Origin of the sequence: Sphingobium sp. YBL2 (genome assembly GCF_000943805.1) — a bacterium.
Lineage (GTDB): Bacteria > Pseudomonadota > Alphaproteobacteria > Sphingomonadales > Sphingomonadaceae > Sphingobium > Sphingobium fuliginis.
The window spans coordinates 52,480-78,059 of record NZ_CP010954.1; the positions used below are offsets into that span (position 1 = coordinate 52,480).

At 64.8% G+C, this 25,580-nt stretch carries 27 protein-coding genes; 10 read left to right on the plus strand and 17 right to left on the minus strand.

Going from position 1 to position 25,580, the window contains the following annotated elements; genetic code table 11:
• Nucleotides 1-62 precede the first annotated feature (62 nt).
• Nucleotides 63-1,424: an amidohydrolase gene (locus TZ53_RS00280; protein WP_044660042.1), complete on the plus strand. Its 1,362-nt coding sequence runs from the start codon at nucleotides 63-65 to the stop codon at nucleotides 1,422-1,424.
• A 135-nt stretch (nucleotides 1,425-1,559) separates the two neighbouring features.
• Here TZ53_RS00280 and ftsH read toward each other — a convergent pair whose 3' ends face one another.
• The 6 genes from ftsH to ptsP all read right to left on the minus strand — a co-directional run bounded on the left by ftsH (nucleotide 1,560) and on the right by ptsP (nucleotide 9,142).
• Complete coding sequence (gene ftsH, locus TZ53_RS00285) at nucleotides 1,560-3,509, minus strand: ATP-dependent zinc metalloprotease FtsH (protein ID WP_025549726.1); 1,950 nt, start codon at nucleotides 3,507-3,509, stop codon at nucleotides 1,560-1,562.
• Between the two features lie 67 nt (nucleotides 3,510-3,576).
• Nucleotides 3,577-3,768 (minus strand): hypothetical protein, encoded by a 192-nt coding sequence (locus tag TZ53_RS00290; protein ID WP_025549725.1) that lies wholly within the window; start codon nucleotides 3,766-3,768, stop codon nucleotides 3,577-3,579.
• A gap of 128 nt (nucleotides 3,769-3,896) precedes the next feature.
• Nucleotides 3,897-4,841: a tRNA lysidine(34) synthetase TilS gene (gene tilS / locus TZ53_RS00295; RefSeq protein ID WP_044660043.1), complete on the minus strand. Its 945-nt coding sequence runs from the start codon at nucleotides 4,839-4,841 to the stop codon at nucleotides 3,897-3,899.
• A 7-nt stretch (nucleotides 4,842-4,848) separates the two neighbouring features.
• Entirely contained in the window at nucleotides 4,849-5,760 is a 912-nt protein-coding gene (locus TZ53_RS00300; protein ID WP_044660044.1) for a tetratricopeptide repeat protein, read from the minus strand.
• Between the two features lie 100 nt (nucleotides 5,761-5,860).
• Entirely contained in the window at nucleotides 5,861-6,763 is a 903-nt protein-coding gene (locus TZ53_RS00305) for a helix-turn-helix domain-containing protein (protein WP_044660045.1), read from the minus strand.
• A gap of 102 nt (nucleotides 6,764-6,865) precedes the next feature.
• Complete coding sequence (ptsP, locus tag TZ53_RS00310) at nucleotides 6,866-9,142, minus strand: phosphoenolpyruvate--protein phosphotransferase (protein ID WP_044660046.1); 2,277 nt, start codon at nucleotides 9,140-9,142, stop codon at nucleotides 6,866-6,868.
• 151 nt (nucleotides 9,143-9,293) lie between these two features.
• On the opposite strand from ptsP, the gene TZ53_RS00315 reads away from it, so the two are divergent.
• Complete coding sequence (locus tag TZ53_RS00315; protein ID WP_025549721.1) at nucleotides 9,294-10,451, plus strand: pyridoxal phosphate-dependent aminotransferase; 1,158 nt, start codon at nucleotides 9,294-9,296, stop codon at nucleotides 10,449-10,451.
• 124 nt (nucleotides 10,452-10,575) lie between these two features.
• Nucleotides 10,576-11,745 carry a pyridoxal phosphate-dependent aminotransferase gene (locus TZ53_RS00320; RefSeq protein WP_044660047.1) on the plus strand — a complete coding sequence of 390 codons (1,170 nt, stop codon included), beginning with the start codon at nucleotides 10,576-10,578 and terminating at the stop codon, nucleotides 11,743-11,745.
• 268 nt (nucleotides 11,746-12,013) lie between these two features.
• Here TZ53_RS00320 and TZ53_RS00325 read toward each other — a convergent pair whose 3' ends face one another.
• Genes TZ53_RS00325 through TZ53_RS00345 form a run of 5 tightly spaced genes read right to left on the minus strand, consistent with a single transcriptional unit; the run spans nucleotide 12,014 to nucleotide 14,654 of the window.
• Nucleotides 12,014-12,481, minus strand: a complete 468-nt coding sequence (locus TZ53_RS00325) for an SRPBCC domain-containing protein (RefSeq protein ID WP_044660048.1) — start codon at nucleotides 12,479-12,481, stop codon at nucleotides 12,014-12,016.
• Nucleotides 12,478-12,969: a VOC family protein gene (locus TZ53_RS00330; protein WP_025552101.1), complete on the minus strand. Its 492-nt coding sequence runs from the start codon at nucleotides 12,967-12,969 to the stop codon at nucleotides 12,478-12,480. The genes TZ53_RS00325 and TZ53_RS00330 overlap by 4 nt, the downstream gene beginning before the upstream one ends.
• 11 nt (nucleotides 12,970-12,980) lie before the next feature.
• Nucleotides 12,981-13,784 (minus strand): VOC family protein, encoded by an 804-nt coding sequence (locus tag TZ53_RS00335; protein ID WP_044660049.1) that lies wholly within the window; start codon nucleotides 13,782-13,784, stop codon nucleotides 12,981-12,983.
• Between the two features lie 38 nt (nucleotides 13,785-13,822).
• Nucleotides 13,823-14,185: a DUF1428 domain-containing protein gene (locus tag TZ53_RS00340; RefSeq protein WP_044660050.1), complete on the minus strand. Its 363-nt coding sequence runs from the start codon at nucleotides 14,183-14,185 to the stop codon at nucleotides 13,823-13,825.
• Nucleotides 14,186-14,213: 28 nt separating this feature from the next.
• Nucleotides 14,214-14,654, minus strand: a complete 441-nt coding sequence (locus TZ53_RS00345) for a VOC family protein (RefSeq protein WP_025552095.1) — start codon at nucleotides 14,652-14,654, stop codon at nucleotides 14,214-14,216.
• A 125-nt stretch (nucleotides 14,655-14,779) separates the two neighbouring features.
• Between TZ53_RS00345 and TZ53_RS00350 the strand changes: the two genes are divergently transcribed.
• Entirely contained in the window at nucleotides 14,780-15,451 is a 672-nt protein-coding gene (locus TZ53_RS00350; RefSeq protein ID WP_044660051.1) for a winged helix-turn-helix transcriptional regulator, read from the plus strand.
• A 48-nt stretch (nucleotides 15,452-15,499) separates the two neighbouring features.
• On the opposite strand, the gene TZ53_RS00355 is transcribed toward TZ53_RS00350, so the two are convergent.
• Entirely contained in the window at nucleotides 15,500-16,240 is a 741-nt protein-coding gene (locus tag TZ53_RS00355) for an SDR family oxidoreductase (RefSeq protein WP_044660052.1), read from the minus strand.
• A gap of 99 nt (nucleotides 16,241-16,339) precedes the next feature.
• Between TZ53_RS00355 and TZ53_RS00360 the strand changes: the two genes are divergently transcribed.
• Complete coding sequence (locus TZ53_RS00360) at nucleotides 16,340-16,774, plus strand: winged helix-turn-helix transcriptional regulator (protein ID WP_025552091.1); 435 nt, start codon at nucleotides 16,340-16,342, stop codon at nucleotides 16,772-16,774.
• 4 nt (nucleotides 16,775-16,778) lie between these two features.
• Here the strand turns inward: TZ53_RS00360 and TZ53_RS00365 are convergent, their stop codons facing one another.
• From TZ53_RS00365 to TZ53_RS00375, 3 genes are all read right to left on the minus strand, one after another.
• On the minus strand, nucleotides 16,779-17,618 hold the full coding sequence (locus TZ53_RS00365; RefSeq protein WP_044660053.1) for a hypothetical protein: 840 nt from the start codon (nucleotides 17,616-17,618) through the stop codon (nucleotides 16,779-16,781).
• A gap of 252 nt (nucleotides 17,619-17,870) precedes the next feature.
• Complete coding sequence (locus TZ53_RS00370; protein ID WP_044660054.1) at nucleotides 17,871-18,881, minus strand: NAD(P)H-dependent flavin oxidoreductase; 1,011 nt, start codon at nucleotides 18,879-18,881, stop codon at nucleotides 17,871-17,873.
• 131 nt (nucleotides 18,882-19,012) lie between these two features.
• Nucleotides 19,013-20,278, minus strand: a complete 1,266-nt coding sequence (locus TZ53_RS00375) for an aspartate kinase (RefSeq protein ID WP_025551431.1) — start codon at nucleotides 20,276-20,278, stop codon at nucleotides 19,013-19,015.
• Between the two features lie 180 nt (nucleotides 20,279-20,458).
• Between TZ53_RS00375 and TZ53_RS00380 the strand changes: the two genes are divergently transcribed.
• The 3 genes from TZ53_RS00380 to TZ53_RS00390 are packed head-to-tail and all read left to right on the plus strand — an operon-like array spanning nucleotide 20,459 to nucleotide 22,055.
• Nucleotides 20,459-20,686, plus strand: coding sequence for a hypothetical protein (locus TZ53_RS00380; protein WP_044660055.1), 228 nt, complete (start codon nucleotides 20,459-20,461; stop codon nucleotides 20,684-20,686).
• A gap of 32 nt (nucleotides 20,687-20,718) precedes the next feature.
• Nucleotides 20,719-21,456 carry a bifunctional 2-polyprenyl-6-hydroxyphenol methylase/3-demethylubiquinol 3-O-methyltransferase UbiG gene (ubiG, locus tag TZ53_RS00385; RefSeq protein ID WP_044660056.1) on the plus strand — a complete coding sequence of 246 codons (738 nt, stop codon included), beginning with the start codon at nucleotides 20,719-20,721 and terminating at the stop codon, nucleotides 21,454-21,456.
• Nucleotides 21,457-21,461: 5 nt separating this feature from the next.
• On the plus strand, nucleotides 21,462-22,055 hold the full coding sequence (locus tag TZ53_RS00390; protein WP_044662742.1) for a YdeI/OmpD-associated family protein: 594 nt from the start codon (nucleotides 21,462-21,464) through the stop codon (nucleotides 22,053-22,055).
• A 114-nt stretch (nucleotides 22,056-22,169) separates the two neighbouring features.
• Here the strand turns inward: TZ53_RS00390 and TZ53_RS00395 are convergent, their stop codons facing one another.
• Together TZ53_RS00395 and TZ53_RS00400 are read right to left on the minus strand one after the other, a co-directional pair.
• On the minus strand, nucleotides 22,170-22,757 hold the full coding sequence (locus TZ53_RS00395; RefSeq protein ID WP_044660057.1) for a hypothetical protein: 588 nt from the start codon (nucleotides 22,755-22,757) through the stop codon (nucleotides 22,170-22,172).
• Between the two features lie 325 nt (nucleotides 22,758-23,082).
• Nucleotides 23,083-23,898, minus strand: coding sequence for an HpcH/HpaI aldolase/citrate lyase family protein (locus TZ53_RS00400; protein WP_044660058.1), 816 nt, complete (start codon nucleotides 23,896-23,898; stop codon nucleotides 23,083-23,085).
• Between the two features lie 80 nt (nucleotides 23,899-23,978).
• Between TZ53_RS00400 and TZ53_RS00405 the strand changes: the two genes are divergently transcribed.
• Together TZ53_RS00405 and TZ53_RS00410 are read left to right on the plus strand one after the other, a co-directional pair.
• Nucleotides 23,979-24,950, plus strand: coding sequence for an SPFH domain-containing protein (locus tag TZ53_RS00405; RefSeq protein ID WP_044660059.1), 972 nt, complete (start codon nucleotides 23,979-23,981; stop codon nucleotides 24,948-24,950).
• Complete coding sequence (locus TZ53_RS00410; RefSeq protein ID WP_025551422.1) at nucleotides 24,947-25,393, plus strand: NfeD family protein; 447 nt, start codon at nucleotides 24,947-24,949, stop codon at nucleotides 25,391-25,393. The genes TZ53_RS00405 and TZ53_RS00410 overlap by 4 nt, the downstream gene beginning before the upstream one ends.
• Nucleotides 25,394-25,580 lie beyond the last annotated feature (187 nt).

The window sequence follows — 25,580 nt, forward strand, 5'->3', positions numbered from 1 at the left end:
AGCCCCTTAAAAGGCGCGGCAAATCCGCTTATGGTTGCTTCTTCCATCAGGGAGACCCATCGATGCGTCATGCGTTGACGGCCGTCATGGCCGCCGCCAGCCTTATCTCCATTGCCCATGCCCAGTCCCCTGGCGCGCCTGTGAATGGGGCGACGCCCGCGACGCCGGCCAATGCCATCGCAGCGACCATCGCGAAGGACATGGATGGGCTAATGACCCTCTATCGCGACCTGCATGCCAATCCCGAACTGTCCGAACAGGAAAGCGCCACCGCCGCCAAGCTCGCCCGGCGGTTGAAGGCGATGAAATTCACCGTCACCGAAAAGGTCGGTGGAACGGGCGTGGTCGCGGTACTGAAGAACGGCTCCGGCCCGGTGCTGCTGATCCGCGCGGACATGGACGGACTGCCGGTGACCGAGCAGACGGGGCTGGAATTCGCCTCCAGGGTGAAGGCCAAGACCGCCGACGGCGCCGAAACCGGCGTGATGCACGCCTGCGGCCATGACACGCACATGACCGCCTTCATCGAAACCGCGCGGCTGCTCTCCACGATGAAGGAGGAATGGAAGGGCACGCTGGTGATGATCCTTCAGCCGGCCGAGGAAGTGGGCCGTGGCGCGCGGCTGATGCTGGAGGATGGGCTCTACACCCGCTTCCCGCGCCCGACCCATGCCATCGCCTTCCACGACGCCGCCAATCTGGAAGCGGGGAAGATCGGCTATACGCCGGGCTTCGCGCTCGCCAATGTGGACAGCGTCGACCTTTTGGTGCGGGGCGTGGGCGGCCATGGCGCCTATCCGCAGACGACGCGCGACCCGATCGTGATCGGCGCGCGGATTGTGACCTCGCTGCAAACGCTGGTCAGCCGGGAACAGGACCCGTTCGACCCGGCCGTCGTCACCGTCGGCAGCTTCATGGGCGGCGCCAAGCATAATGTCATTCCCGACGACGCGAAGATGCTGCTCACCGTGCGCAGCTATTCCGATGAAACCCGGGAAAAGCTGATCCGGGGAATAGAACGCGTCGCCCGCGGGGAAGCCATTGCGGCGGGCGTGCCGGACGACAGGATGCCGGTGATCTCCGTAAAGGACGAATTCACGCCCTCCACCTACAATCCGCCCGCCTTCGCCAACCGGATGGCGGACGTGCTGAAGGCCCATTTCCCCGAGGGCACCGTCAGCGAAACCAGACCCTCCATGGCGGGAGAGGATTTCGGCCGCTATTACCGCGCCGACAAGAGCATCGAAAGCTTCATCTTCTGGGTCGGCGGCGTGCCGGCAGACCAGATGGCGAAGGCGAAGGCCGGTGAGGTCAGCCTGCCGTCGCTGCACAGCCCCTTCTGGGCGCCCCAAGCCGACAAGGTGATCGCCACCGCCAGCGAAGCCATGACGGTGCTGGCGATGCACATATTGAAGCGGGATTGAGGCTGAAGCCCCTCATTCCCCCTCCCGCAGGCGGGAGGGGGAATGTCTTGGCCTGGCCAAAAGCCACCCCGCCCCGCAACCCATGAAAAAGGGCGCCACCTCCCGGCAGCGCCCTTTCCCAATCCATAAACCCGGTCAGGCGCCCGCAGGCGACGGATCACCGAATGGCCCCTTGCGCCGGCGCGTCTTCGGGATCGAAGACCCGGCCGCCGGGATCGCGGACGGCTTGATCGTCGTGCCGTCATCACGGGTGATCTCGCCCTTGTCGAGCAGCGTCTTGATTTCCTCGCCGCTCAGCGTCTCATATTCGAGCATCGCATTGGCGAGCAGGTGAAGCTGGTCCTCATGACCCTTCAGGATTTCCTGCGCCCGCGCATAGCCCTGCTCGACCAGCCCGCGGATTTCCTTGTCGATCAGCTTGGCCGTCTCGTCCGACATATGGACACGCTGGCTTTGCGAATAACCGAGGAATGTCTCGCCCTGCTGCTCTTCATATTGCAGGGGGCCGAGCTTGTCGGACATGCCCCATTGCGTAACCATGTCACGCGCGAGCTTGGTGGCATATTGAATGTCGCCCGAAGCGCCCGACGATACCTTGTCATAGCCGAAGATGATCTCCTCGGCCACGCGGCCGCCCATGGCGACGGCCATGTTCGCGTGCATCTTGTCGCGGTGATAGCTGTAGCTGTCCCGCTCCGGCAGGCGCATCACCATGCCCAGCGCACGGCCACGCGGAATGATCGTCGCCTTGTGAATGGGGTCCGAGGCCGGTTCATGGACAGCGACGATGGCATGACCCGCCTCATGATAGGCGGTCATCTTCTTCTCATCGTCGGTCATCACCATGGAGCGGCGCTCGCTGCCCATCATGACCTTGTCCTTGGCCGCCTCGAACTCGTCCATGGCGACCAGACGCTTGCCGCGGCGGGCAGCCATCAAAGCCGCTTCGTTGACGAGGTTCGCCAGATCGGCGCCGGAGAAGCCCGGCGTGCCCCGCGCGATCGTGCGCGGATTGACGTCCGGCGCCAGCGGCACCTTCTTCATGTGCACGGCCAGAATCTTCTCGCGCCCCTCGATGTCGGGACGCGGCACCACGACCTGCCGGTCGAAACGGCCCGGACGCAACAGCGCGGGGTCCAGCACGTCGGGACGGTTGGTCGCCGCGACGATGATGATGCCCTCATTCGCCTCGAAGCCGTCCATCTCCACCAGAAGCTGGTTCAGCGTCTGCTCGCGCTCGTCATTGCCGTTGCCGAGGCCCGCGCCGCGATGGCGGCCGACCGCATCGATTTCGTCGATGAAGACGATGCAGGGCGCATTCTTCTTCGCCTGCTCGAACATGTCGCGGACGCGACTCGCGCCCACGCCGACGAACATCTCGACGAAATCCGAACCCGAAATGGTGAAGAAAGGCACGCCCGCCTCACCCGCGATGGCGCGGGCGAGCAGCGTCTTGCCTGTACCCGGCGAGCCGACCAGCAAGGCGCCCTTGGGAATCTTGCCGCCCAGCCGCGCGAACTTGCTCGGGTCCTTCAGGAACTCGACGATTTCCTGCAATTCCTCACGCGCTTCGTCGATGCCGGCGACGTCATCGAACGTCACCTTGCCGTGCTTTTCGGTCAGCAGCTTGGCCTTCGACTTGCCGAAGCCCATGGCCCCGCCCGCGCCGCCGCCCTTCTGCATCTGGCGCAGCACGAAGAAGGCGATGCCCAGAATCAGCAGGAACGGCAACGACTGGTAGATCAGGATCATCCAGAAGCTCGGCTGTTCCTCCGCCTGGCCGGAATATTTGACATTATAGTCGTCCAGCAGGCCGGTCAGGCCGGGGTCGTTCACCGGGACAGTGCTGAATTTCTGCCCGCTGCTCAGCGTGCCGGAAATCCGGTCGGTGGCGATGGCGACATCCTTGACCTGGCCTTCCTGCACCTTGGCGCGGAATTCGGAATAGGCGATGCCGGTCCCGGCGGTCGACGCCGTGCGGCTGTCGAACATGGAGACGAACAGCAGCAGGGCGACAATCACCCCCGCCCATATCATCGCGCTCTTGATCCAGGGATTACCCTGCGGGTCCTTCTCGTCGTTCATTCACCACTCTCTTTCACCCGGCAAGATAGGATGCCGCAGCAAAATCGCAAGCGCGCGCCTGCTAAGGTCAGCCGCCGATAAATTGCGACAGGGCGATATAGGCCAGGATTACCGCGACCCCCGCCGACAGACCGCAAAGCATATAGCCGGTATAGAGCAGCATCGGCGGATGGGGTCGCTCCATCCGGTGATTACGCTGCGCCGCCGAAAGAATGACGCTGGCCAGGAGGCCATAGGTCACCGCCGCAAATTCAAACATGAATCGAAAATTCCCACGCTCAACTGGCTTCATTAACCAACATAGGCGTTAAGGAAAGGTCATTGCGCCCGATCAAATCGACGGATTGTTCGACGGATGCGCCAAGCCGTGGAACCTTTCCGTAACGATCATTGCCAGCGTCGCTGGGGCGCCAGCGTCAGAGTCCAGCAGGCCCCGCCCTTCAGGATGAGGCGACCGATGCTCATCTTCTCGCCCCGGCGCGCCGCCGCGACCAGCCTGTCCACCGCTTCCCCGCGTGGCGGGGCGGCATCCGGCTGCAATCGCGCGATCATGCGGAGGATCAGGCGGCGCAACAATTCGCGGGGCAGGTCGGTCCGGTCCAGCGTCAGCCCGCCTCCACCCGCGTGCACATGGCGCGCTTCCAGATCGTCGACCGTCCAGTCCAGCGCCTCCTCCGCCTCGGCCAGAGCCGCCGCGCTGCGTCCCGCCGCCGCGGCGTCGATCCAGTCGACACCGGCCAGCGCCATGCGCAGGGCAGCCCGGTCGAAGCGCGCATCGCTGTTCGACGGATCGTCGACATGGGGCAGGCCGCGTTCCAGCGCAGAGGCGAGCAAGTCGGCCTTGCGCACGCCCAGCAGCGGGCGCAGCACCACGCCCTGCCGCGCCCGCACGCCGGCCAGCCCGCCCACGCCCGCGCCCCGGTTGAGCCGCATCAGCAGCGTTTCCAACTGATCGTCCGCATGATGCGCCGTCAGCAGCCAATCCAGCCCCCGCGCTGCCCGCCAGCCTTCCAGCAGCCTGTACCGTTGCGCTCTCGCCCAGCTCTGAACATTGCCCCGAACCGCGCCGGTGGGATGCAGGGTGGCATGCGCGATCCCGGCGCCTGCGCACCAGTCCGCCACCATCGCCGCCTCCGCTGCCGAAGCCTCGCGCAAGCCATGATCGACCGTGGCCGCCTCGACACGCCCTGGAAAGGCGCGCGCGGCGAGGTCGAGCAGCGCCATGCTGTCAGGCCCGCCGGAAACCGCCACGCCGAAACGAGCGCCGTCGGCATCCCCGACCAGCGCCATCATCGCCCGGCTCAGTTCCGCGACGGGATCGCCCTCGGCCATGGGGACTTCAGGCGGTGCACTTGGCCCTGGTCCGGCCCTTGTCCATCATGCCGCGCAGGCCGTTCGACAGGCTGGCGCCGTAGACCTGCTCCAGTTCCGCATAGACCTTGCAGGCGTCGGCGGGCTTTTTGAGCTGGATCAGCGCCTCGCCCAGATAGGCCAGGCTGTCGGCCGCACGGTCGCCCTTGGGCCGCTTCTGGTAATTTTCATAGAAGGCGACCGACGCCAGCGCCGGCTTGCCGTCGTCCAGATAGGCGCGGCCCAGCAGGTTCGCCGCCTTGCTGGCGACGGGACTGGCGCCATATTTATCCACGGTCGCCTTCAGCTGCGCCTGCGCCTCCGGATAGAATTTCGCGTCCCACAGGCGGAAGCCATAGGTGTAGGCGTCGTCGGCCTCATTACCCGTCGAGGGCCGCTCGATCGCGGCGACGGCGGTCTTTCGTTCCTCGCTCGCACCATTGGCGGCCGGGCGCGGCGCACCTGGCCGCGCCGATGCGGTGGTGGAGGCCGGAGCGGCCGAGGCGGAGGGGCCGACCGCCGGCGGCACGACCGCGGGCGCGGCACGGCTTTCCTGTTCCGCCTTGTAGCGGTTGAACGCCTCTTCCAACTGCTTCAGCTTGAAGCTGTTTTCCTCCACCTGCCCGGTGATCGAGGCCAGTTGCGATTCCAGCGCATTCACCCGCGCCGTCAAATCCGCCACCGGCGTGGAGGCAGGCGATCCCGGCACCACGGCCGGCGCGGCGGGACGCGTGATCTCCGCCTCCAGCGGCGCGCCGGCCGGGAACACCTTGCGCTGGACCGCGCGCATTTCCTTTTCCAGACGGTCGACCCGAACATCGACGCTGACATTCTGGGCCGCGAGCGGCGGCGCGAGCGCGATGAGCGCCAGTGCAGCCGTCGCGAAAAAAGCGTTACGCATGGATGATCCCCGACTTATATCCGGTGTTAACCATAGGGCGATAATCCGCCCGGTAAAGCGCGACTTTGCGCCAAATTCCGCTGAATCGCCCCTGAACGGATCAGTCGGCCGCAGCGGGCGCAGGTGCGGCGGGCACCGGGGCGGCCGGACCCGTGGGAACCGGGGCCGTGGAGGCCGGAGCCGCCTGCCCCTGACCCTGACCCTGCGCCGCGGCAGGCGCCGCCCGCGCCAGCAGCGCCTCCGCATTGACCGGCACATCGGCGATGGTCCGGTCCGGCGGCCCCAGCGGCGCAATCGGCTTGCCGCCGACCGTCACGGTCAGCGCCTGCGGCCGGCCTGTCAGGATCATCGGATTGCGGGCATTGGCGGGAAGGGTGAAGCTTTCCCCCTTCTTCATAAGCCCGTCCTTCAGCCTCTCTCCCGCCTCGTCATAAATGCGCAGCCAGACATCGTCATTGGCGGTGAACAGCACGGTCTGCACCACCGGCGCCGCCGGGCGCGCGCCTGCTGCCGGCTTCGCGGTCGCGGGCGCGGGGGCACTTTGCTGCGCGGCGATCTCCTCGCCTGTCGGCGGCGTCATCACCTGCGTGCGCCAGACGGCGAAGCCGGCGACCAGGATCACGACGATTGCCGCCGCCGTCCAGGCCAGGGCCCGCGATGGAACCCGCGCCGGATCGGCCGGTTCGAACGCCTCATAGCGGTTGCTGCCAAGGTCGGAATTATGCACCGCGTTGCGCACGTCGGCGGCGATCGCCACCTCGTCCACATCGATGGCGCGGGCATAGGCGCGGGCAAAGCCCACCGCATAGGGAATGCCGGGCAGGGCGGCATAATCGTCGCGCTCTATCGCCTCCAACTGCCGCTGGGCGATGCGCGTCCGCGTGGCGACATCCTGTATCGACAGTCCTTGCGCCTCCCGCGCGGCGCGCAGGCGCGCGCCCGGAGTATTGGGCTGCCGTTCCGGCGCCGCGACGCCGGGTTCCAGTTCAGGTTCTTCTGCCATGCTGCTCCGCGACTTTTGAAGGCTGGCCTTGTCTCATTGCGGGACGGGGATTGTCAACGCCGCGCCGCCCCGGAAAGGCGGGATGCATCGCCGCGATCCCCATTAATTCAATTCAATAGCATGTTCGCCGGCCCAGTCGACCAGCGCCGAACGAATATCCGTCACGCCCTTGTCCAGCAGATCGCGCATGAACCGGCGCAGTTCCGCAGCATCGATGGTCCGGATCATCGCCTTCACCGGGCCGACCGATGCCGGGGTGATCGACAGGCGCCGCACGCCAAGGCCGATCAGCGCCATCGCTTCCAGCGTGCGCCCGCCCATTTCGCCGCAGACGCCGACCGGCACCTCATAGGTTTCACAGGCGCGCACCACGCGGTCCAGGAAGCGCAATATCGCGATGCTCAGCCAGTCGTAGCGCTCCGCCAGGCGCGGATGCGCGCGGTCGGCGGCGAACAGGAACTGCGTCAGGTCGTTGGTGCCGATGGAGAGGAAATCGAGCCTGGGCAGCAGGAGGTCCAGCACCTCCGCCAGCGCGGGCACCTCCAGCATCGCGCCATAGCGCACCGCGACCGGCAGCTTCTTCTTCTGCGCCACCAGCCATTCGCGCTGATGTTCGACGAGCGCCTTCGCCTGCTCATATTCCCAGGGCTCCGACACCATCGGGAACATGACGTGCAGCACCTTGCCCGCCGCCGCCTCCAGCAGCGCGCGGGCCTGCGCCTTCATCAGGCCGTCTCGGTCCAGCGCCAGCCGCAAGGCGCGCCAGCCCATGGCCGGATTGTCCTCCAGCTCCTCCTCATCGTCGCGGGACATGTAGGGCAACGCCTTGTCGCCGCCGATGTCGACAGTGCGGAAGATCACCGGCCGGTCGCCCGCGGCATCAAGGACGTCTCGATAAAGCCGCTGCTGCTTTTCCCGCTGCGGCAAAGTGGCGGAGACGAGGAACTGGAATTCGGTGCGGAAGAGCCCGATGCCGTCCGCCCCCACGATGTCCAGCGCCTGCGCATCCTCCCGCAGGCCCGCATTCACCATCAGTTCGATCCGCTGCCCGTCCACCGTGACGGACGGCAGGTCGCGCATCGCCGCGAATTCCGCGCGGCGCTTCTGCGTCACATGCAGCTTGTTCTCGAACGCCTCCTCCATGTCGGGCGTCGGACGGATCAGCAGATTGTTGTCGGCGACGTCCATCAGGATCAGGTCGCCTTCGTTCACCTGATGGCGGATGTCGCGCACCCGGCCCAGCACCGGCACGCCCATGGCGCGCGCGACGATGGTCACATGGGCCGTCAGCGACCCTTCCTCCAGGATCACGCCCTTCAACCGCCGCCGGTCATATTCCAGCAGTTCCGCCGGTCCCAGGTTGCGCGCGATGAGGATGGCGTCCTGCCGCAATCCGAGTTGCGCCGCCGTCCCGAGCTGCCCCGACACGATGCGCAGCAGCCGGTTCGCCATATCCTCCAGATCGTGCATCCGGTCCTGGAGCAGCGGATCGTCGATCTGGCGCATGCGCATGCGGGTGCGCTGCTGCACGCGCTCTATGGCCGCCTCGGCGGTCAGGCCGCTGTCGATCGCCTCGTTGATCCGCCTGATCCATCCTTCGTCATAGGCGAACATCTTGTAGGTTTCGAGCACCTCCTGATGCTCGCCCTCGGTGCCGAACTCGGCCGTGCCGGTCATGCGGTCGATCTGTTCGCGCATCTTGGTGAAGGCGGAAATGACGCGGGCCCGCTCCGCCTCCGTATCCTCGGCCACGGTATGTTCGATATGGACGCGCGGCTGGTGGAACACGGCATGGCCCCGCGCCATGCCCATCACCAGTTGCAGCCCGTGCAGCACCGAGGAACCGGTATCCTGCACCCGGCTGTCCAGCGGACCGTCATCGGCCAGTTCGGCATTGGCGATCAGTTCGGACAACACCATCGCCACGGTCTGCAGCGCCTCGATCTCGATCTCTTCATAACGGCGCGGCTCCACATGCTGCACGCACAGGACGCCGATCGCTCGCTCCCGCCGCACGATCGGCACGCCCGCGAAACTGTGGAACAGCTCCTCGCCCGTTTCGGGCCGATAGCTATAGTCGGGATGCGACGCCGCCTCGTCCAGGTTCAGCGTCTCGACATTGGTGGCGATCATGCCGACCAGCCCTTCGCCCATCGCCATGCGGGTGACGTGGACGGCCTCCTGCTTCAAGCCCCGCGTCGCGAACAGTTCCAGCAGCCCTTCGCGCACCAGATAGATGGAGCAGACCTCGCTCGACAGCGATTCCCCGATGATCTCCACCACCTTGTTCAGCTTCGCCTGCGCGCTGGTGCGCGCGGCCATGACTTCCTGCAGGCGAATGAGGATCTGGCGGGCGGCGGCGGCGGGCGTGCTGGGCATGTGCCAAGCGCTAACAGATCGCGCGTCCGCTTTCCAAGGCGAATATGCGCGGTTCCAGCGGATTTTCCGTCTATGGATATGGCGGAAATGGACGAGGCTTTCGTTTACAGCCTTAAAATCTCGAAAGTCAGCGAGTCAGGGAGACGAGCATATGGCAGAAATCGATACTAAAGCCTTCGAACAGGATCTGATCGACCGCGGCTATTCCCGCCGCCAGATGGGCAAGGTCGCGGCCCTGCTGGGCGCGGGCGCGGCCGCCCTGCGCGTCACCGGCGCCATGGCGCAGCAGGCGGCGAAGCCGGTGGAAGGCGCGGTGCGCATCGGCGCCAATGAATGCTGGACCGGCCCCTTCCCCGTCGCCGCCGAAGCCGCGTTCAAGCTGGTGCAGGAAGGCAATCGCTACGAACCGAATGACGAACATGCGAAGCTGTTCGCCGCCGTCGCCGCCGTGGAGGGCATCCCGGCCGACCGCATCACCGCCTGGCCGGGCTCCAGCGATCCGCTGAGCCGCGTCGCCGTCGCCTATGCATCGCCCACGCGCGGCATCGTCACCGGCAACCCTGCCTATGAGGCGATCTGGCGCACCGGCGACTGGCTGGGCGCGAAGGTGACGAAGGTGCCGCTCACCAAGGATTATGCCCATGACGTGAAGGCGATGCTGGCGGCCGATCCCAATGCGGGTGTCTATTATATCTGCTCGCCCAACAATCCGACCGGCACGATGACCCCGCTGGCCGACATCCAGTGGCTGGCCGACAACAAGCCGAAGGACGCGATCCTGGTCGTCGACGAAGCCTATATCCACTGGTTCGATGGTCCGAACGCCGCGAAGATGGCGGCCAGCCGCGACGACGTGCTGATCCTGCGCACCTTCTCCAAGCTGTTCGGCATGGCGGGCATGCGGCTGGGTCTCACCTTCGCCAGCCCCGCGATCATGGAAAAGATGATGCGCTATGACGGCGGGCAGGTGACCGCGATGCTGCCGATGACCGCCGTCGCCTGCGGGACCGTGTCGGTGGCGCAGGCCGACCTCATCAAGGCCCGCCGCGCGGAAATGGTCGCCAATCGCGAAATGGCCATCGCCCACCTCAGGAAGAAGGGGATCAAGGTCATCCCCGGCAGCCAGGCCAATATGTTCATGGTCGACTGGGGAAAGCCGGCCAAGGCCATGCAGGCCGCCATCCTTGCGGAAAAGGTGCAGATCGGGCGCAACTGGCCGATCTGGCCCAATGTGTCGCGCGTCTCGGTCGGCTCGGCCGATGAGATGAAGGCCTTCTGCGATGCCATCGACAAGGTTTGGAAAGCCTGATCCAGGTTAACGGCTCATAAAATTTCAGGAATCCGGAGGCGGCGCATTGTGGAAATGCGCCGCCTCCTTCGTTTCCCCCGGTGGAATATGCGCAGTTGATGGAACAACTAGGGGAACAGACGACATGACCATGATGTTGGAAAAGGACGCCCGCGAAGACCTGCTCGACCGGGGCTATTCCCGCCGCACGATCGGCAAGATTTCCGCTCTGATGGCGGCCGGGGCGGCTGCCGGCAACCTGTTGATCCAGCCCGCCCTCGCGCAGCAGCAGGCGGCGCGCGGGGTGAAGGGCGCGGTGCGCATCGGCGCCAACGAATGCTGGACCGGCCCGTTCGAACCGGGCGTTCAGGCCGCGGCCAGGGCCGCCGCCGTCGGCAACTGGTACGATCCCGACAATTACAAGGGCGACCTGATCGCCACCATCGCCAAGGTGGAGGGGATTCCGGAATCGCACATCATGCTGTGGCCGGGTTCGGGCGGGCCGCTGGTCAGCACGGTCGCGGCCTTCTGTTCGCCCACCAAGGGCCTCGTCACCGCCGATCCGACCTTCGAATCCGCCTGGCGCACCGCCGATTATCTGAAGGCCCCTATCGCCAAGGCCCCCCAGGCCATTGGCAAGGGGCACGATGTCAAGGCGATGCTGGCCGCCAATCCCAATGCCGGGCTCTATTATATCTGCACGCCCAACAATCCGACCGGCACCATCACGCCGCTGGCCGACATCGAATGGCTGCTGGCGAACAAGCCCAAGGATTCGTTCCTGCTGGTCGACGAAGCCTATATCCACTGGTTCGACGGCCCGAACGCCGCGAAGCTGGTGGCGGGTCGCAAGGACCTGATCGTCATGCGCACCTTCTCCAAGCTGTTCGGCATGGCGGGCGTGCGCCTCGGCCTGACCTTCGCGGACCCCGAAGTGCAGAAGCGCATCAGCCTGTTCGGCCCGACGGCGGGCGGTCTGTCGATCACCGCCATGGCCTGCGGCAATGCGGTCTATCCCGAAGCCGGCCTCATCAAGGCACGCCGCGCGGAAATGATCGCGAACCGCGAGGAAACCATCGCCTGGCTCACCAAGAAGGGCATAGAGGTGCACCCCGGCAGCGAGGCCAATATGTTCATGGTCGACTGGAAGACCAAGCCGGCCAAGGAGATGCAGGCCGCCCTGATCGCCACGCCGGAAAAGGTGCAGATCGGGCGCAACTGGCCGATCTGGCCCACAGTCTCGCGTGTGACCGTGGGTTCGGCCGACGACATGGCGAAGTTCCGCGCCGCCGTGGACAAGGTGTACAAGGCCTGATTTCCTTCCCTAGGGGTCGCAGAAAGGGCGTCCGGTATATCCGGGCACCCTTCTTTCCATCCTGGGGCAATCCAAGGCATTTCCCTCCCGTAGTCGGGAGGGGGATGTCCGCTCTGCGGCCGACCTAGAGCCAATCGACATTCAGAAGATGACGAGCCGAAAATGGTGGTTTTCCGTGACCCGGAGCGCAGCCTACTCAAAGTAGGTGAGCACCGGAAGCACGGAAAAGCGTCATTTGCAGGCCGTCAGGGCTGAATGTCGATTGGCTCTAAGCCATGCCCGCCGAAGTCTCGCACAAAGCCTTGAACTGCTCGGCCATCTGGTCCCAACCGGGGTGGAATCCCATCTCCTCATGCTTCGCCATCGCTCCGGCATCCCAATGCCGGGCCGTCGCGGTGAAGCGCGTCCCCTCCCCCTCCACGGCAAAGCTCCAGATCGCCGTCATGAAGGGCGTCTGCGGTATCCAGCCGGAGGCATAGGCGTCGGTCGTCACCACCTTCTCCTGCGGCACCACCTCCAGCACGATGCCTTCCATCGGCCCCGTGTCCTCGCCATTCGGGCCGAACATCCGCACCGCGCTCCGCCCGCCGGGCCGCAGATCCTCCTCGATCACCTCGGCGCGCCAGGGCTTCGGGCAGAACCATTGGTCCTTGAGGTCCGTCCATACCTTCCACACGATTTCGCGCGGGGCGGCGATGTGACAGGTCACCGATAGTTCGAATTCCGCCGCGCTCATGCCGGCCTCCCCTCGAAAGCCGCCTTCATCCGGGCGGTATCCAGCTTCTGCATGGTCATCATCTCGTTCATCATCCGCTGGATGCCCGGTCGGTCGCCGGTCTTGTAAAGGTCCATGATCTCCTGCGTCACCAGCTGCCAGGACAGGCCATATTTGTCCTTCAGCCAGCCGCACGGGCCCGGCGACCCCCCATCGGCTGTCAGGGCATCGAAATACCGATCGATCTCCGCCTGATCCCGACAGGCGACGGACAGCGAGACCGCCTCTGTGAAAGGAAATTTCGGCCCGCCGTTCAGCGCCTGATAGCTTTCCCCGAACAGGGTGAATTCCACCAGCAGCACGTCCCCGCCCTTGAACGGACTGGGGCTGGGATTATCGTCGGGATAGCGGCTGATGAAATCCACCGATCCCCCGAACAGGGATGTGTAGAAGCGCGCGGCCTCCTCCGCCTGCCCGTTATACCACAGGCAGGGTGAAATCTTCGACATGGTTCCTCTCCTTATGCCGTGCCGGATCGCATGCCCACCAGCGCGAACATCGCGCCCTGGGGGTCGGTCGCCTGGATGATCCAGGCCCCGCCCGGCACCTCCATCGGGCCGTTCAGCACGGTTCCGCCGCCGGCCTTCACCTTCTCCGTCGCGATGTCGATGTCCGGCACGACGAAGTAGAAGAGCCAGACCGGCACCGGCACCTCCGGGGGACGGGCCATGATGCCGCCCGTCATGCTCTGGAAATCGGTGCCGCCGGTCTGGGAGACGAGCTGATAGCTGCCCATTTCCCCCATATCCATGGCCTCGCCCTTCGCCCAGCCGAACTGCCCGGTGTAGAAGGCCAGGTCGGCGTCGAAAGCGCCGCTGTAAAGTTCATGCCAGCCGACATGACCGTTCGCCATCGGTGGTGCGGGCTCCATCCCGTCGGGACTGGACCCCTTGAGCAGCATGAACGCCGCCCCGCCCGGATCGCTCATCACCGCGAAGCGCCCGACGCCCGGAATGTCCTCCGGCGCGCGCTTCACGCTGCCGCCCGCCCCGGCCAGCCGCTTCGCATCCGCATCCACATCGGCCGAACCGACATAGCCACCCCACCAGGGCGACATGCCGCGATCCTTCGCTTCGGCCGGAATGGACATGATCCCGCCCATCGGCCCGGCGCTGCCCGACACGACATGATAGGGATCATCGGTCCGCTCCCCGCCAAAAGGTTGCGCGGTCCAGCCGACGATGTCGCCATAGAAGGCGATCGCCGCCTGCGGATCGCTGGTCATCAGTTCATACCAGAAGAATTTGCCGTTCAGGTCGGTCATTTCCAGCCTCCCTCAAGCCCAGTTTTCGATCCCTGCCCTCAGGCCCTGGCGTCGAGCAGCACTTCGAACCCGCCATAGATCAGCCGCGCACCGGCGAAAGGCATGTCTTCCCCTTCCTTCGGCTCCATCCGCGGATCGTTCATGACCTTCTCCGCCCCTGCATCGCGAGTCGCCTTGTCGGGCCATTCGATCCAGGAAAAGACGACCTCCTCATCCTCCTCCGCGATCACGGCGGTGCGGAAATCGTTGACCTTGCCCGGCTTGACGTCGTTCGCCCAGCATTCCACGACCCGCAGCGCGCCATGTTCGATGAAGATCGGCGCGGCATAGGCCGCCACTTCCCTGTACCGCTCCTTGTTGCCCTTGGGCACGGGGATCACGAAACCGTCCATATAGCTCATCGTTTCTCTCCTTAAGGAAAGGCGGAGTTCAGGCGGCGGCTTCCTTGTTCACCGCCAGCGCCGCTTCCATATCCATCCACGCCACTTCCCAGATATGGCCGTCCAGGTCGGCAAAGCTGCGGCCGTACATGAAGCCATGGTCCTGCCGGGGATTGGGCTCCGCACCGCCCGCCGCCAACGCCTTCTCCGTCGTCCGGTCGACATCGGCGCGGCTCGCCTCGCTAAGGGCAAGCAGCACCTGGGCCGTTTCATGCGCGTCCGGAATGCGACGCGGCGTGAAGCCGGCAAACCGCTCCCGCGTCAGCAGCATCACGTGGATATTGTCGGAAAAGCTCAGCATCTGCGCGCTGTCGTCCGCAAAATCATTGTTCCGGACCGCGCCCACCGCCTCGTAAAAGGCTATCGAGGCGGCCAGATCCTTCACCGGCAGGTTGACGAAAATCATTTTCGGAGCGGGGGCGTTCGGCATCACACATCTCCTTGGGATCATCCTGGCCTGTGGCCTTTTCCCGACTCACCGGCTTGAACTTTATGCACTGATAGATTATCTTATACAACCTATAAGTTAGGAAAAATAACCAAGGACTTCCTCTCGTGAAAAAGCGGGCCTATCAGGATGGTTGTGCAACGGCCCATGCGCTGGACCTGATCGGGGATCGCTGGGCCATGCTGATCATGCGGGAATTGATGCTCGGTCCCAAGCGTTTCACCGATTTGCGCGCCAGCCTGCCCGGAATCAGCGCCAACGTGCTGACGCAAAGGCTGGAGGAGCTGGAAGCGGCCAGCATCCTCATCCGCCGCCGCCTGCCCCCGCCCGCCGCCAGCCAGATTTATGAGCTGACGGAATGGGGCCGCGAGTCGGAGATATTGTTCCAGGTGCTGGGACGCTGGGCATCCCGCTCTCCCACGATGCAGCCCGGCATGCCGATGAGCAATGCGTCGGTGATCCTGTCGATGCGCACGATGATCGACCGAGACCGCATAGGCGATCTGGATGCGACCATCGGCCTGCGCTTCGGGGAGGAGGAGTTCCGCCTGACCCTGAAGGATGGCGATTTCACCGCCGGGCGCGGCGAAGCGGGCGGTGCGGACGCAATCTTCTCCGGCGACCAGAATGGACTGGCCGCCGTGATCTATGGCGGCCTGACGTTCGAGGACGTGGCCGACTCGCTTCAGGTGGAGGGGGACAGGGCCCTTGCGGCACGCTTCGTCCGCCTGTTCCCCTTGCCGCCAAAGGCGCCTTCGACGACCACGCCAGCGTCATGAGGCCCCATAATCCTCCCCATGCCGGGCATGGGGAGGTTTCATGTCCGCTCAATGCCCGGCGTTCAAAATCCCGAACACCTGCTCAAACTCCCCGCGCCGCTCCGCTTCGCGCAGGAACTTCACCCGTTCGACGCAGATTTCCTCCAGCGGCGGCTGCTGCGCCAGCAGCCCCATGACTTCCGCTATGAATTCGTCCAGCGGCATCATCTGCGGATTTTCCGCATGGCCGGGCATCAGGTCGGTCTGCACTCCCGGCGGCGCCAGTTCGATCACCTCGACATTGCTACCCCTGAGCTGATGCCGCATCGACTGCGACCAGCTATGGAGCGCCGCCTTGGTTGCGCTGTAGGTGGGAGTGGCCGCCAGCGGGACGAAGGCCAGACCCGACGTCACCGTCATCAGCGTCGCCGCCTCCAGCCCCAGCAGATGCGGCAGCAACACATGGGTCAGGCGGATCGGCCCCAACAGGTTCGTGGCGACGGTGGCCTCCGCTATGGCAAGGTCGATCCGCTCCTCCACAACCATGATCCCGGCATTATGGATCACGACATTGAGCGCGGGGAAGTCCGCGACCAGCTTTCCGGCGAAGGCCGCGATCGCCGCCGCGTCCTCCATGTCGACGGTCAGGGCTGCCATGCCCGGATGCTCCGCCGCCACGGCGTCCAGCGCCGCCTGCCGCCGCCCGGCGATGATGACCTGATTGCCGGCCGCATGGAATTCATGCGCCAGCGCCGCGCCGATGCCGGAACCGCCGCCGGTGATGAGGATGGTGTTGCCGCTCTTACGCATGGTCTTCTCCTTTTGCGATGGTGTGACCGGCAATCTAGAGCTACACTCTCTTTTTGAAAGAAGGCACCGAAAAGTGCCATACGCACCAAGAGGTGAGAAATGGAAAATCCGTTGCAAAAACGTTTTGCCCCGGCTGAAATCGCCGAAGCGGAAGCCTTTATCGACACCAATCCCGAAGCGCCGCTGGACCCTCGGATCGAACGACTCGTCAACGATCTGATCGGCCGGGTCGCGGATAAATGGACGCTGCTGGTCCTCGAACTGCTGGAGGAAAGGGGCACGCTCCGCTTCACCCGCATTGCCGAACAGGTGGAAGGCATCAGCCAGAAGATGCTGACCCAGACATTGCGTCAGATGGAGCGCGACGGCCTCGTCATCCGCACCGTCCATCCCGTGGTGCCGCCGCGCGTCGAATATGCGCTGACGCCGCTCGGCAACAGCCTCAGCGCCGCCTTTTGCGGCGTCTGGGTCTGGGCGGAGCGCAATCTGGAAGCGGTGGAGGAAGCCCGGCGCCGTTTCGACACGCGCGACTGAGGGATTATTGCGCGGGAATGAAGGTTTCCCGCATGGGCGTCAGCGGGAATGTCGGCACCTCTACCCGTACCGGAGCGCCGGGCACCAGAGCCGATGGCGGCGTCCCCGGCGCACCGGGCGCAAAACCGGCCGCGATCTCCCTGGGCGGGGTCGGCGGCGGCGGCAGCGGCGTTGGCGACACCACCACGCTCACCGTCCCGCCGAAGCGCGACTGCCATTCGGCCAGCCGCCGCAGATAATCGGCATAGGCGGCGTAGAATTCCTGGAACGGCTTTTCCAATTGGGTGAGCGCTTCGGGCGCATAGGCCAGCAGCTGGTTCGACGGCATGGCCAGTATCTTCGCCCCCACCTCTATGGCCACGGGGCAGAAGCTTTTCGTCACCGGCGGCAGCGCAAAGAAATTATAGACGACGGTGTTGAGCAGTTCCCGCGCCTTCAGCCCGCCCTGACCGTAAGCGACATAATAATTGCGGTCGACCGCCGCGTTCGCTTCGCGCAGGGCCGCCTCATGCACATGCAATATCCGGTTATACTGGATGCGCGCCGGTTCGTTCACGCCATGACAGGAAAGCGCCGCGACGTTCAGCGCCATGCGCACGTGCCACAGCGCCGTATTGGCCGTCACGCCGCGATTGGGCGTCAGATATTTACCGTCCTCGCCCACATCCGGAATGCCCATTTCCTCGACCGCCCCCATCGGCGGCAGGGGCTTTATCGTGGGCACCACCGGGGGTGGCGGCGTGGGCGGCGCCTTCTTCTCGGGCGTGGAACAGCCTGCGATCAGCGCGAGCGCGGTGACAGATGCAAACTCACAGAAACGGCGAACGACGGTACGCGGCGGCACCCTGGCATCCCTTTGATCATTATCCGGACGTCACAACTCATCGCAGAGCGAAGCGTTCCTGACGACCAAAGCGGGCTCGGCTCGTCCGGGGAGGGATTCGGTTCGTCCCATTTGCCCTGCGACGCGCACCTGCGAAGGGAATGCGGTATGCCCCAGGCCGCTGCGTCAAAATCGGACGCTGGTCGCGCGCTCCAAGTTTTTGTTGCGTATCCTTTGAAGCAGAAAACCGGTCCCGCTTTTCTGCACGATATCCTAGATGCGCCGTTCCAGCGCCGCCGCCGCTTCGTCCATCAATTGCGCGATGATGTCGGCCACCGGCTCCTCCTTCGACACCATGCCCACCGACTGCCCGGCCATCAGCGAACCGCCCTCGACATCGCCGTCGATCACGGCGCGGCGAAGCGCACCCGCCCAATAATGTTCGATCTGGAGCTGCGCCTCGCCCATGTCGACCGCGCCGCTGTCGAGCAGATTGGCGACCTCCCGCTGCTTGGCCGTAAAGGCCTCGGTTCCCGCGTTTTTCAGCGCCCGCACGGGGATGACCGGCAGGCGCGGGTCGATCTGCACGCTGGCGATCGCATCGCGGGCCGATGCACGGAAAAAGGCCTTCTTGAAGTTCGGATGGGCGATGCTCTCGACCGCGCAGGCAAAGCGGGTGCCCAGCTGCACGCCCGCCGCGCCCATTTCCAGATAGCCGGCGATCAGTTCGCCACGCCCGATGCCGCCGGCGACGAAGACGGGAAGCTGCGACGCCATTTCCGGCAGGATTTCCTGCGCCAGCACGCTGGTCGACACCGGGCCGATATGTCCGCCCGCCTCCATGCCCTCGATCACCAGCGCATCCACCCCGGAACGCGCCAGCTTCTTGGCCAGCGCCAGCGCGGGAGCGAAGCAGATCAGCTTCGCGCCCTTCTCCTTGATCGCCTCGATACTGCCCTTGGGCGGCAGGCCGCCGGCGAGGACGACATGTCCGACCTCATGTTTCGCGCAAACCTCGATCAGCTCGAAAAGCTGCGGGTGCATGGTGATGAGGTTGACGCCGAAGGGCTTGCCCGTCAGCGCCTTGGTCGCCGCGATCTCCCTGTCGAGCAGCTCGGGAGTCATGGCCCCGCAGGCGATCACGCCGAAGCCGCCCGCATTGGAGATGGCCGCAACCAGATTGCGCTCCGACACCCAGCTCATCGCCCCGCACAGGATCGCGACCTCGCAACCCAGGAAATCGGTGCCGCGGGCCATCAGGGAAGCGAGTTTGGCGTTGGTCATGTTCAAGCCCTTAGAATCATAAAGCCCCTCCCCTTCAGGGGAGGGGTTGGGGTGGGGGTTCTCCCCACGCGCTATTTTGTGGGGCAGTCCCCCATCCCCGGCCCCTCCCCTGAAGGGCAGGGAAGGAAAGGTCAAGCGACCGGCGCGTCCAGGCCATAGGCCGTGTGCAGCACACGCACCGCCAGTTCGGTCTCATCCTCGTCGATCAGCACCGAAACCTTGATCTCGCTGGTCGAGATGGCGAGGATATTGATGCCGCGATCAGCCAGCGACTTGAACATGGTGCTGGCGACGCCCGCATGGCTCTTCATGCCGACGCCGACGACCGACACCTTCGCCACCTTCGTATCCGGGATCACCCGGTTGAAGCCGATCACGTCCTTCTGGCTTTCCAGCACGTCCAGCGCCCGTGCAAGATCCGCGCCCGGCACGGTGAAGGTCACGTCCGTCTCGCCCTTGTCGCGGCCGACATTCTGGATGATCATGTCCACGTTGATCGCGGCGTCGGCCAGCGGCCCGAAGATGTGCGCCACCGCGCCCGGACGGTCCGGCACGCGGGTCAGGGTGATCTTCGCCTCATTCTTGTCATGGGCGATGCCGGTGATGAGCTGACGTTCCATCTTGTCTTCCTTGAGCTTGGCTTCCAGTTCCTCTTCGCTGACGATCAGCGTGCCGGGGAGGTCGTCCTGGGTGGGATCATCGAAGGAGGAAAGCACCTGCACGACCACGCCTTCCTTCATGGCGAGGCCGACCGAGCGGGTCTGGAGCACCTTGGCGCCGACCGAAGCCAGTTCCAGCATCTCCTCATAGGTGACGAGGTCGAGCTTGCGCGCCCGCGCCACGATGCGGGGATCGGTGGTGTAGACGCCGTCGACGTCGGTATAGATGTCGCAGCGGTCCGCCTTCACCGCCGCCGCGACGGCAACGGCCGAGGTATCGGACCCGCCGCGGCCGAGGGTGGAGATGCGGCCATCCTCCATCATGCCCTGAAAGCCGGGGATGACCGCCACCGTGCCCGACCGCATCGACGCCAGCAGGTCGATCGTGTCGATGTCCCCGATGCGCGCCTTGGCATGGGCTTCGTTGGTGCGGATCGGAAGCTGCCAGCCGAGCCAGCTCCGCGCATCCACGCCCATCGCCTTCAGCGTCATGGCCAGCAGGCCGCTCGTCACCTGTTCGCCGGAAGCAACGACGACATCATATTCCGCCGGATCGTAGAGCGGCGAGGCTTCCTTGCAGAAACCCACCAGCCGGTCGGTCTCCCCCGCCATGGCGGATACGACGACGGCGACCTCATGCCCCTGTTCGACGACATGTTTGACCCGTGCGGCCACGTTGCGAATTCGCTCCATCCCCGCCATGGAGGTGCCGCCGAATTTCATCACGATGCGCGCCATTTGCCTGTCGAACCCGCCTGCTGAAAAGAAATAAAATGCCCCGGAGGGGCGCGAAAACGGCGCTCCTATTAGCAGCAGCGGCGAATATGGCAAGCAAAGCGACAGAGTAGCGGCAGCAGCGGAAGGAACCGACCCGCCTGCCGGTCATTGCCCGTCCGGGGACCAGGAACGGAGGATGCGATGGAAAGCAGCTTATGGGCGATGGTGACGATCGGCGGGCCGATCCTGCTCGGGATCGTGCTGATTTTCGTGATGCTCAGCAACCGCAGGCACCGGACGCCGGAAGAGATGCGCCGCACCGAGGATGCGACGCGGGACCTCTACCGTCGCCTCGACCAGGAGGACAAGGCGCGCGAATTCGGATCGGCGGCGCCGGGCAATGCAAGACAGGCCGAAAAACAGCCATAGCCTGCACCCCCGGACACTGGTAGCAGGAGGCCATGGAGAATATTGCGTCCAGCACCATCGACCCGCGTGAAGCCGCCCATTTCGGCACCATGGCCGCCGACTGGTGGAATCCCCATGGCAGCAGCGCCATGCTGCACAAGCTCAATCCGGTCCGGCTGCGCTATATTCGCGATGCCGTCGACCGGCATTGGCCGGGGCGGAGCCATGATTTCCGTCCGCTGGCGGGCCGCCGCGCCCTGGACGTCGGCTGCGGCGCCGGCCTGCTGGCCGAACCGCTGGCGCGCCTGGGCGCTAGCCTGACCGCGCTGGATGCGGCGGAGGAGAATATCGCCGTGGCGCGCAACCATGCCGCGGGGCAAGGCCTCGCCATCGACTATCGCGCCACGCCGGTGGAACGACTGGAGGAAACAGGTTTCGACCTCGTCACCTGCATGGAGGTGATCGAACATGTGGCGGACCCGGCAGCCTTCGTCGCCGCGCTGGCGGAAAAGATGGCCCCGGACGGCCTGCTGATCCTTTCGACGCCCAACCGCACCCCCCTCTCCCGCCTTGCCATGATCACCATCGGGGAAAGCATCGGCGGCATCCCCAAGGGCACGCATGACTGGCACAAATTCCTCAATCCCGAGGAACTTGCGAAGCTGCTGGAGAATGCGGGGCTGGAGGTGATCGACAGCAGCGGACTCAGCTTCTCACCGGCCAGGGGCTTCATCCTTTCGCCCAACAAGGCGATCAACTATCTGCTGACCGCCCGGCACCGGCAGGGCTGATGGCGATGGCGGTCGATCCCCGCATCGACGCCTACATCGCCCGGCAGGCCGATTTCGCACAGCCGATCCTCCGCCATTTGCGCGGTCTGATCCACGCGGCATCGCCGGACATTGCGGAAACCGTCAAATGGGGCATGCCCTTCTTCACCTATCGGGACAAAAACCTCTGCAACATGGCCGGCTTCCAGCGGCATGTCGCCTTCGGCTTCTGGCATGACAAGGTTGCGCCGGACAGCAGTCGTGGCGAAGCCATGGGCCAGTTCGGCCGGATTCGAAGCCTGCAAGATCTGCCGGACGATGCCACGATCGCAGCTCTTTTGAGGAAAGCCATGGCGTTGATAGAGGCAGGCAACGAGCCACGCAGCGGCGTGAAGACGCCTCGCGCACCGCTCCCCCTGCATCCCGCTTTCGCGGCGGCCCTCGACGCCGACCCTGCCGCCGCGGCAACATGGGCAGGCTTCCCGCCCGGCAAGGTGCGCGACTATTGCGAGTGGATCAACGATGCGCAAACGGATGCCACCCGCGACAGGCGCATCGCACAGGCGGTCGAATGGATCGCGGCGGGCAAGGGCCGCAACTGGAGATATGAAAAACGCTGAGAAGCGGTGAGCCGGGGATGGAGACCGGAGGAACGCAGCGGGGACTGAAAAAGCGTTCCGGGGCTCGCATTTCCCCGTGCCGCGCTCCCCAAAGGCGCGGCACCCATGACACCCTCAACTCACCGGCTTCGCCACAGCCACCATCGTCGGCTGGGCATCCGACACGGCATCCTTCGGCGCCACATCGGCAGCCGGAGTCTTGAGGCTCGCGGCAGCCGATTGTAGCGCAATGGCCGCCGCCTCCAGCGCTGCGGCCGCCGATTGCGGCGTGACGGCGGGCGGTGCCGCTTCCGCCACGGCAACCGGCATCGCTGGTTCCGCCACCGGCGGCGGCGCGGCCAAAGGCGCCGCAGCAGCCGTCTTCAGTTCACAGACATCGCCCACGCCAGCCGGCTTTTCCGAAAAATTCCGCGCCAACACAGGCAGTTCGTCCTGACCGGCGTTGGTGGCCAACGTCATCAGCGTGTCGGCCATTTGACAGAAACCCGCCGATTGCACGCCATCCGTATGACTGTTGGCCATTTTCGTGATGAAGTCGTCATAGGCACGTTGCCCGTCGGCAATGCCGTTTTCACGCATGAAACGCAGTTTCAATGCATTATTATATTTGTCCGCATTTCCCATCCTCTCATAGAATTTATCGTATTTCGCGGTGATTTCGCTATTGGTCGATCGGCATTTCAGCGATCCCAGCATCAACATGATCTGAAGATCTCTGACACGCGCTGCCTCTATTTCATAAGGCTGCCAGCACTGTACCTCCCCCGCGGACGCAGCGCCGCCGAAAAAGAGCGCAACGATACAACTGGCGGCACTCGCCGCCATCCTCAACCTGGACATGATGGACCTCGCAGAATCTCCGACCCCGCAAATCAAACATTAACATTTTGCCATAAAAATGCCATTAATTTTTATTTGACAGTGACATTTATGACGCATCCGGAAACATCGCGGATTCACGTCCTTTCCCTGATTTTATGACCGTTGCACCGGGTTATCCATGCGGATATTTCAGTTCCGGCATCGGCTATGCCGTCACGGCGTCGGCCCGCGCGATCAGCGCCCTCGCCTCCTCGACATGCATGCTTTCGATCATTCGCCCCTCGAACCGCTCGGCCCCGCCCGTCGCCGCCTCGACCAGCCGCCGTGCATCGGCGACGGCCTGGGGGTCGGGACCGAACACCTGATTGGCGACCGGCACCTGGCTCGGATGGATCAGCGTCTTGCCGTCGAAGCCCAGCGCATGCCCCGCCGCGCACTCGCTTTCGAAACCCGCTTCATCGTCCAGCCGGTTGAAGACACCATCGAACACGGCGATCCCCGCCGCTCGCGCCGCAAGGATGACGGATTGCAGGGACAGGGCCAGCCCTTCCCGCCCGGCCGACGGCGGTATCCCCAAATCCTGCCGCAGATCGTTATTCCCCATGAACAGCCCCGCGCAGCCCTCCGCCGCCGCGATCGCCTGCGCCGCCAGCACGCCCGTCGCGCTCTCGATCATCGCGATCACCGGCTTGTGGCAGACGCTGAACACATCCTTCACCTGACGGGGATTTTCCACCTTGGGCAGCACCACATAATCCGCGGCCGATGCCTTGAGCGCGACCATCTCCCGCCCATGAGAGGGCGCGCCCTCGACATTGATGCGCACTGCCGAGAGACGACTGCCAAATCCCTCCGCAACCGCTTCGACCGCATTGGCCAGCGCTTCTTCCTTGCGGCCGTCGGGCACCGCATCCTCCAGATCCAGTATCACCATGTCGCAGGACAGCGTCCGCGCCTTGGCAATGGCGCGCGGGTTGGACGCGGGAAGGAACAGCAGCGATCGGGCGTGGCGCAACAACATGATGGAACTCCTATCACTTTGCCTTTTCCCATTCATGATTTCGCGTCATAGTCCAAGCGGATTTCGGGGGAGAGGCAGAGATGCTGACGACATTCGCGCTGACGGTGACATTATTGGTGCTGTTCTACCTGGCGGTGAGCGTCAAGGTCGTGCGCCAGGGCTATCAATATACCATCGAACGCTTCGGCCGCTTCACCGAAGTCGCGCGCCCCGGCCTGAATTTCTACCCTGCCTTCTTCTACGCCGTCGGGCGGAAGATCAACATGATGGAACAGGTGGTCGACATTCCGGGGCAGGAGATCATCACCAAGGACAACGCCATGGTCTCGGTCGACGGCGTCGTGTTCTTCCAGGTGCTGGACGCGGCCAAGGCGGCCTATGAAGTGTCGGAACTCTATGTCGCGATCATGCAGCTCGCGACCACCAACCTGCGCACGGTCATGGGGTCGATGGACCTGGACGAAACCCTGTCCAAGCGCGACGAGATCAACGCCCGCCTGCTCTCGGTGGTCGACCATGCCACCAATGCATGGGGCATCAAGATCACCCGCGTGGAACTCAAGGACATCCGCCCGCCCGCCGACATCGTCAACGCCATGGGCCGCCAGATGAAGGCCGAACGCGAGAAGCGCGCCCTGATCCTCGAATCGGAGGGGCTGCGCGCATCGGAAATCCTGAAGGCCGAAGGGCAGAAGCAAAGCCAGATCCTGGAAGCGGAGGGCCGCCGCGAAGCCGCCTTCCGCGACGCCGAAGCCCGCGAGCGCGAGGCGGAGGCCGAAGCCAAGGCAACGCAGATGGTTTCCGAAGCGATCGCCAGCGGCAACGCGCAGGCGATCAACTATTTCGTCGCCCAGAAATATGTCGAGGCGGTGAGCCAGTTCGCCACCTCCCCCAACGCCAAGACGATCCTTTTTCCGGTGGAGGCGACTCAGCTGATCGGCACATTGGGCGGCATCGGCGCGCTGGCCAGGGAGGCTCTGGGAGACGCCGCGCCTCCACCGCCGCCCCCTGCCCCGTCGCGGCGCGGGCCGTTCGGACAGGGGCAGGCATGACCGACTGGCTCGCCATGCTGGACGACCATTGGGGCTGGCTGGTCTTCGCCGCGCTGCTCGCCATGGGTGAAGTGGTGATACCGGGCGTATTCCTGATCTGGGTCGCGCTGGCCGCCGCGCTGACCGGTCTGGTCGCTCTCGCGTTTCCGGTCTCCATCCCCCTTCAGTTGCTGCTTTTCGCGGGCCTTTGCCTGCTGTCGGTCTGGGGCGGGCGACGCTGGTACACCGCCAATCCGGTGGACTCGCAAGACCCGCTCCTCAACGACCGCACCGCCCGGCTGGTGGGAGAGGTCGTCACCGTCGTCGAACCCATCGACAATGGCCGGGGCCGGGTGAAGGTGGGCGACAGCGTCTGGTCGTGCAGAGGCCCCGACTCGCCAGTCGGTGCAAGAATGAGAGTGACGGGCGCGGAAGCTGCGGTGCTGACCGTGGAACCGGCTTGATGGCGATGACCCAAGTTGCGGATCGCATCGAGGATGTTCTGAAGGCGAACCATCCCGGCGGTTGAGATCACCGATGACAAGCTTGGTCGCCGCGCGGGAAACAGATGTTCAGCCACGAAGCCCCAAGATGAAGCGCTTCTCTCTTCCCAAAACCCGACCTCTGAAAAGCCATGGCTCCACGCCGTTC